This is a genomic window from Desertibaculum subflavum (assembly GCA_003576705.1).
In the GTDB taxonomy this organism is placed as follows: Bacteria; Pseudomonadota; Alphaproteobacteria; order Ferrovibrionales; family Ferrovibrionaceae; genus Desertibaculum; species Desertibaculum subflavum.
Window position 1 is genome coordinate 86,829 of record QOZS01000020.1, and the last position, 6,817, is coordinate 93,645.

Below are 6,817 nucleotides of genomic sequence, written 5' to 3' on the forward strand. Positions count from 1 at the left end.
CCGCGCTATCAGCGAGACACCAGCATGCAGTGCACGTGCTTTTTGCGTCTCCAATGCGGACTGGGTATATGATTGCCTGGAAGCGGCGGGCACGTTGCGTACTGCCCTCGCGGGAACGGAAGATCGCGCTCGCCCATCGCGGCGCCTCGGTCGGCCCTGATGGACGCCGTCGCTATGCCGTGCAGCTGGTGGGCGGCGAGGACCGTGGTTAATGCCGACGCGCTCCTTCCAATCGCGATCTACGAAGCGAAATTAACATTTCCCCCGTGATAACTGACCTAGGCCTTCATAAGGCTCAGCATTTCGTCTTTATTTGCCTCAAGCGAAACGACTTCCTCACGCCTCTGTAGCTCCGCAGATATTTCATCAATTATTCCTGCAACTACAGAATGGGCTGACTTATCCTTTAAGGCCTCTGCGGGGAGAGAATCACATTGTACCGCAGTATTCTCTAAGGTGTGATCGACCATCTCGCTGGCCCCCTCTTCTTTCGGCACGCTAACGACTTCACGTTTTATCTCTGCCTTCGAAACCAACGAGTCTAATCCCACGCGGAGAAATTTCATGTCCAAATTGTAGAGATCTCGAAATAGCATAGTTCTAAAAATATCTCCCACGTAGCTGCTATTATTAAGTCGATCTAATTTTCCTGAAAACAAGATCCTGTCTATATCCCAAATACCGTTGTTTACGCGAAAGAACTCCACCGTAATATTTTTTGTCAAATATTCTATATCAGCATCCGCATAATTGAACGCTCCGACATCCCCCTCTCTAGTCATACCAATTCTCTCGAAAAACTGTCCACAGAGTGGAATAAAAAAGAACTTCGAGAATTTATACGAATCGATCTGAGATAGAAATTCTAATTCTTGCCTCCATCTTTTCCATTTCTCATTTCGCAGTAATGAATAAAAGCTATCGCCAAATTTTTCCTGCGAGTTTGCGACGAAGGAAGAGGCATAAAACTCCTGAACACTTTTGTGTAGAAAATGATACCGATTTCCCTCCTTCTGCATCAAACACGCAATTTTGACCATCTCCTCCAAATATTTGTCCTTTGAAATTCTAATTGCAGTTTTTGCCATCGCCTCATCGAGACACTGTTCGCAGTCTTGCAGCGTCAGAGTTTTGTGATCCCGCAGTCGACTAGCAAAGCAGAACGCCTCAAAAAGGCGGCGCGCCTCCCTTTCGCCGAGTGTAGCGACTCTTTTTCGCCGATATGCCCCTTTTGAAAAATCATGCTCATGCAAAAGGATGTCAAATAGTCGATCGTAAAACTCTTCCACATTTTTTGGTACTTTAGGTTGCTTTCTATAGATCAGAACAAGAAGATTTAGCAGAAGTGGAGTCTTGAGCATGCTCTTAATGTCCGACTCACTGCCCTTTATAGCTTCGGTGACCTCAAGAGCGAATTTATCATCTCCCAGCAACTTTTTATAAAAAGGAAGATGATCTCGAAGACTCAATCCTGCCAGTCTAAACACTCTAAACCTTGCAGATCTCTGTACACCTGCGTCGGGCCGGGAAGTTAGCACCATTTGTAGTGACGGAAATTTATCTGCTAAGAAATCGATCTGCTCAATTACAAATGAAGCAAAATCATCGTCTACCTCGTCGAAGCCATCTAGCATTAGGACAAATTTTCCCGTGCTGGCGTAGAACGCAAAAATTTCTTCGTCAATTTTGAATCCGAGTCTGTCAAACGACGAGAATATATATTCTTTTAACGGGCGATCTTTTGTGACGAACCGTAGCTCACAGAATATTGGTATCCTGGACATCTCTCCTCGCCTCAATTCTTGAATTGACAAGTATCTAAGAAAGATTGATTTTCCCTGACCGATTGTTCCCTCTATAATGATGTTGCCACGAGACGGAAAATGGTCGATCGAGTCTACTCGACTCGCCTCCTTTTTCTGATCCAAAATGCGAGCTGGATAATAGAAATCCAAAATAGACTGTTCATTGTCACCAGAAATTAACGTCTTAACTTTATCGATTGTGGCCAAATTTTTTGATATCTTCTTAATATTTTGCTCATTGTGCCACAATTTTAACTTCTTTCTGGTTTGATCCTGTGCCATGGCGTAAATTGAAGCCATGGGCTTCTCGATCAGCTTCATTACCGTTGAGGTCGTGAGAAATTCAGTTGCCATAGCCTCGCCCTTCTCGTCCCAACTCGGGTCGCTGTAAGCCGACAATTATAAACCATAAGAAGTTTGCGTCAGCTTTGTGCTGTGCCGATGGGCGCCTTTACGAAAATGGGCGGTACCAATGAGGTAAGGCCTGTCAACGGGTGCTCACATCCCGGTGGGCGCGGGCGCTAGCTTGGCCTTGGCGGCGGGACATTTGCTTTGGTGCGGTGAGAAGTGCGCGGCAACGCCTGAGACCATCACCAGTCGCATCAACGTCATGAGTCTCCGGAGCGCCGCGCTGCTCGGTCAGTGCAATGGACCGTTGGGGCGAGATCAGCTCAGTACATGTTCGCAATGCACCGCCAACGTCGGCGCAACGCATCCAAGCTCGCAACCGGGGTGCCATCCGCGTGGAAATTCGCCTCGGCCAGCCAGGCTTCGAGTGCCGCCCGGTGCTGCGGCCATTCCTCTGCGAGCATCGAATGCCACGCCACGTCGCGCTGGAAGCCCTTGACGATGGCGCCGGCACGCCAGATGCCTTCGAACACGAAGCCGTAGCGCTCCGCTGCGCGGCGCGAGGCCGCGTTCAGGGCCTGGCAGCGCCAGACCAGGCGCGCGTAGCCGAGATCGTCGAAGGCGTGGCGCAGCAGCAGGAACACCGCCTCGGTCGCGGCGCGCGTGCGCTGCAGCTGGCCTGAGAACCAGATGCTGCCGATCTCGATCGCCGCATCCGCCGGGTAGATGTCGCAGAGCGAGAGCCAGCCTTCCGCCCGGCCGCTTGCCGCCGGCCGCACCGCCCAGAACGGTTGATCGGCGCGGGCGGCGAGCGCCGCCACCTGCTCCGCCATCGCCGCGCGGTCGGCAAACGGGCCGTAGCGGAGATAAGTCCAGGAAGCCTCGGCGCCCTCGGCCGCGGCCCAGAGCTGGTCAACATGCGCCTCGGCCAGCGGCTCGAGCGCGACCGCGCGGCCGCGATGCACGAGGCGCTGCGGCAACGGCCTGGGCGCGGGGTCGACGGCGACACCGAGCGGCAGGTCGTTCATCCGGATCGATGCTCCAAACGCTTGCTCATATAGATCGTGACGCCGCCCTGGAACGGCTCGCGCCGGTCGATGCGATAACCGAGCCGCTGGTACAGCGCGACGTTGGTGGCGAAGGCCTGGTTGGTGAGGAGGCGAAGCTGGCCAAGGCCGGCGGCGGCGGCCTTCGCCTCGGCATGGGCAAGCAGGCGGCGGCCGAGGCCGCGCCCCTGCGCGGCCGGATCGACGGCGACGTTCTCGATCCAGAGATGATCTTCGTGCCGCTTGGTCTCGATCAGGCCGAGCGGCCGGCCGCCTTCGCAGAGCAGATCGATCTCGTGCTCGCGCAGCGCACGCACATAGTCGGCCTGCATCGGCCTGGGCTCGCGGCCGATCGCCGGCACCCATTTCGCATAGGCCGCGCGGACCAGCGCGCGGATGGCGCCGGCCTCGTGCGGCTCGGCGCGCCGGATCTCCAGTTGCTGCGCAACGCGCATGCAGGGCCTCCCTTCGACGGCGCGCACATTGCGTCGCGCGCGGCACGCGGCGTCCATCCCGCATCTCCGCGCAATCGCTTTGCGCCGCCGCGGCGTGCTATTCTCGGGATCGCGACAGGGAGGCAGCCATGGGCCTGTGGCGCTGGTTCGTCGGTCTGTTCAGGAAGGGCGCGAGGGAGCGGTCGGCCGATGACGACCGCTACCACTCGCCGGAGGAACGGCGCCGTTACGACGCCGCCGCAGCCAACGCGGCCCGCGCGGGCGAATCCGGCGTCAGCGCGCCCTCGCCGCCCTCCGTCTAAAGCCGCATCTTTTCCCGTTTCATCACGCGGCATGTGCGGCCGGATCGACTCGGCACCGCGCCGCGTGCTAACTTAATCGGTGGGGGCTGGACCTTTGCTTGGTGAGGCGGGGGGAAACGCGGCCATGCCCGAGACCATCACCGAACGTGTCGACGTCACCAATGCGGGCGGCACGGTCACCATCCAGCTCGACGCCAATGCGGGAACTGCCACGATCGGCGCGACGCCCGGCAATGCCGGGACGCTGATCGTCAACGCGCCGGCCGGCGAGGCGCTGCGCTTCGATTCGCTCGGCGCCATCCTGACCATCGGCGGGCCGGCCAATGGCGGCGACCTGCGCCTGGTCACCGCGACCGGCGACGAGACCTTCAACTTCACCGCCGGCGCCGGGCTGCTGCGCCTGGGCGGCGGCGCGGTCGGCGGCGTGCTGTCGGTGCACGCGCCGGCCGGCGAGGCGCTGCGCTTCGATGCGCTGGGCGCGGTGCTGCGGGTCGGCGCCACCGGCAATGCCGGCGATTTCAGCGTGCGCGACGCCTCGAACCGCGAGACGGCGCTGATCCAGGGCGGCACCGGCCTGCTCCGCCTCGGCGCCGAGGGCAATGGCGGCGATATCGACGTGGTGAATTCCGCCGGCACCCAGGTGTTCCATGTCGCGAGCGCCGGCGCGACGGTGCGGATCGGCAATACCGGCAGCGCCGGCGACCTCTTGATCCAGGACGGATCGGCACGGACGGTGCTGCAGTTCAGCGGCGGCAACGCCACGCTGCGCATCGGCAATACCGAGAACGAGGGCGACATCATCGTCGCCGACAATGCCAACCGCGAGGTGTTCCACTTCAACGCCAACAACTCGGTGCTGCGCATCGGCACGCGCGGCAACGAGGGCGATATCAGCGTGCGCGACGCTTCCGACCGCGAGGTGCTGCAGTTCGACGGCGAGTTCGCCGTGCTGCGCATCGGCGCCAGCGGCAACGAGGGCGACCTGATCGTGCGCGACGGATCGGGCCGCGAAGTGTTCCATGTTGACGGCAACAATGCGGTGCTGCGCATCGGCACCGCCGGCAACGAGGGCGATATCAGCGTGCGCGACGCCTCCGACCGCGAGGTGTTCCAGTTCGACGCCAACTTCGCCGTGCTGCGCGTCGGCGCCGCCGGCAACGAGGGCGACATCATCTGCCGCGACGATGCCGGCAACGAATCGATCCACCTGAACGGCGGCGCCGGCGACATCATCCTGCGCAATGCCGATGTGGCCGAGCAGTTCGACCTGGCCGTCGGCGTCGCGGCGCCGCCCGGCACGGTGATGGCGCTGGCGGAAAGCGGGATGCTCGCGCCCACGGCGCGCGCCTATGACCGCGCCGTAGTGGGCGTGGTGGCGGGCGGCGGGCGGTATCGCTCCGGCATCGTCATGGACCACCGCGCGCCGGCCGATCTGCCCCGCGTGCCGATTGCCATGGTGGGCAAGGCGGCCTGCCGGGTGGACGCCGCGCATGGCGCGGTCCGGGTCGGCGACCTGCTGACCTCCTCGCCCACGCCGGGCTGCGCCATGCGGGCCGAGGATCCGGGCCGGGCCTTCGGCGCGGTGATCGGCAAGGCGCTGACCCCGCTCGACGAAGGCGTCGGGCTGGTCGACATGATCATCAGCCTGCAGTGACGGCAGGGCCGGGCCGGCCGCGATAGCGGCATTCCCTGAAGAGGGCCGCGCGATGGCGAGCGTCAAGGCGATCATGAACTGCATCGGCGTCGAGACCAGCGGGACGCGCTCGCTGCTGTTCAGCCTGTTCGGCTTCATCCGCGGCCGCGTGCCGCCGGAGGCCGACACCACCGTCACGGCGCAGGTCTCGCTGCTGCAGCTGGTGCGCGACCTGCAGGGCCAGCACATCCATATCAACGTCATCCGCGTCGGCTTCGACAGCATGACCGGCACGACGCTCGACGCGGCCTTCGCCAATCTCGACTATTCGATCTACCGCATCCGCAACATCTACCGGCCGCAATCGCTCGGCATCGGCCGGGTCGAGCATTATTTCATCGACCAGGCGGACGCCAATGGCCGCGACAATATCGGCAGCGACGACGAGGCGAACGCGCTCTGGAACGAGTGGAGCGTGCAGAATGACGGGCTCGATGTGTTCGTGGTGCTCAGCATCTCGGGCTTCCTCGGCCTGTCGCCGGTGGAAGGTACCTGCGACAAGAGCGACAAGGACGACGGTTCGCTGGGCGGCCACATCACCCGCCCGCCGGAAGGCCTGTCGCGCACCTTCGCCCACGAGGTCGGGCATTTCCTCGGCCTCGATCACAACCATGGCGACGGCGACTGCCCCACCACCACGGCGGGGCAGAACCGGCTGATGGCGCAGACCGGCTGCGCGATCAGCCTCCGGAACTCGGTCAACCTGACCAATACCGAGGGCGTCGACATGCGCGACCATTGCTCGGTCAAGAGCGGCTGCTGAGCGCGGGCGCGGAAGGAGCAGGCGGCCATGGCCATCGCACCCGATTTCGACCTGACCTTGCTGTCGGCGAGCGAGGAGGATCTCGTCGCCAGCCTGGCCGCGCGGCGGCCCGAGGCGGAGCGCATGGCGGCGCTGCGTACGCTGGCCGGGCGCGGCGTCAAGAAAGCTGCGCCGATCCTGCGCCGCATCGCCCGCAGCGCCGCGTCGATCGCGCCGATGCGCGCCGCGGCCTCGATCGCGCTCGGCCGCGATGCCGACCGCGCCAACCAGACGGCGCTGCTCGCCGCGCTGAAGGCGCCGGAGGACGAGGTGGTGCGCCGCGCCGCCGAGGCGCTCGGCCGCATCGGCGACCGCAAGGCGCTCACGGCGCTGCGCGCCAGCACCGTGCCGCGCGAGCCCGCCGCC

7 protein-coding genes are annotated in these 6,817 nt (G+C 62.0%); 4 read left to right on the plus strand and 3 right to left on the minus strand.

Annotated elements, in window-relative coordinates:
* Positions 1-278: 278 nt before the first annotated feature.
* The 3 genes from DT074_RS12720 to DT074_RS12730 form a co-directional block, all read right to left on the minus strand.
* Positions 279-2,126, minus strand: a complete 1,848-nt coding sequence (locus DT074_RS12720; protein WP_162914864.1) for an NACHT domain-containing protein — start codon at positions 2,124-2,126, stop codon at positions 279-281.
* Between the two features lie 350 nt (positions 2,127-2,476).
* Complete coding sequence (locus DT074_RS12725) at positions 2,477-3,181, minus strand: GNAT family N-acetyltransferase (protein WP_119420232.1); 705 nt, start codon at positions 3,179-3,181, stop codon at positions 2,477-2,479.
* On the minus strand, positions 3,178-3,711 hold the full coding sequence (locus DT074_RS12730) for a GNAT family N-acetyltransferase (RefSeq protein WP_497746147.1): 534 nt from the start codon (positions 3,709-3,711) through the stop codon (positions 3,178-3,180). Before DT074_RS12730 ends, DT074_RS12725 begins: the two co-directional genes overlap by 4 nt.
* A 71-nt stretch (positions 3,712-3,782) precedes the next feature.
* Here DT074_RS12730 and DT074_RS28050 point away from each other — a divergent pair, with 71 nt between their 5' ends.
* From DT074_RS28050 to DT074_RS12745, 4 genes are all read left to right on the plus strand, one after another.
* A complete protein-coding gene (locus tag DT074_RS28050; protein WP_162914865.1) occupies positions 3,783-3,956 on the plus strand; it encodes a hypothetical protein in 174 nt (57 codons plus the stop codon).
* 124 nt (positions 3,957-4,080) lie between these two features.
* On the plus strand, positions 4,081-5,610 hold the full coding sequence (locus DT074_RS12735) for a hypothetical protein (RefSeq protein ID WP_119420233.1): 1,530 nt from the start codon (positions 4,081-4,083) through the stop codon (positions 5,608-5,610).
* Between the two features lie 52 nt (positions 5,611-5,662).
* A complete protein-coding gene (locus DT074_RS12740; RefSeq protein WP_119420234.1) occupies positions 5,663-6,412 on the plus strand; it encodes a zinc-dependent metalloprotease family protein in 750 nt (249 codons plus the stop codon).
* A gap of 27 nt (positions 6,413-6,439) precedes the next feature.
* Positions 6,440-6,817 (plus strand): HEAT repeat domain-containing protein (locus DT074_RS12745; RefSeq protein WP_368744640.1); only part of this gene is annotated, 378 nt, incomplete at its 3' end.

Bases quoted from the DNA above. Each gene is read 5' to 3' on its own strand.
- DT074_RS12730 (WP_497746147.1), bottom strand. From the start codon at position 3,711: ATGGACGCCGCGTGCCGCGCGCGACGCAATGTGCGCGCCGTCGAAGGG.
- DT074_RS12725 (WP_119420232.1), bottom strand. From the start codon at position 3,181: ATGAACGACCTGCCGCTCGGTGTCGCCGTCGACCCCGCGCCCAGGCCG.
- DT074_RS12740 (WP_119420234.1), top strand. From the start codon at position 5,663: ATGGCGAGCGTCAAGGCGATCATGAACTGCATCGGCGTCGAGACCAGC.
- DT074_RS28050 (WP_162914865.1), top strand. From the start codon at position 3,783: ATGGGCCTGTGGCGCTGGTTCGTCGGTCTGTTCAGGAAGGGCGCGAGG.
- DT074_RS12720 (WP_162914864.1), bottom strand. From the start codon at position 2,126: ATGAAGCTGATCGAGAAGCCCATGGCTTCAATTTACGCCATGGCACAG.
- DT074_RS12735 (WP_119420233.1), top strand. From the start codon at position 4,081: ATGCCCGAGACCATCACCGAACGTGTCGACGTCACCAATGCGGGCGGC.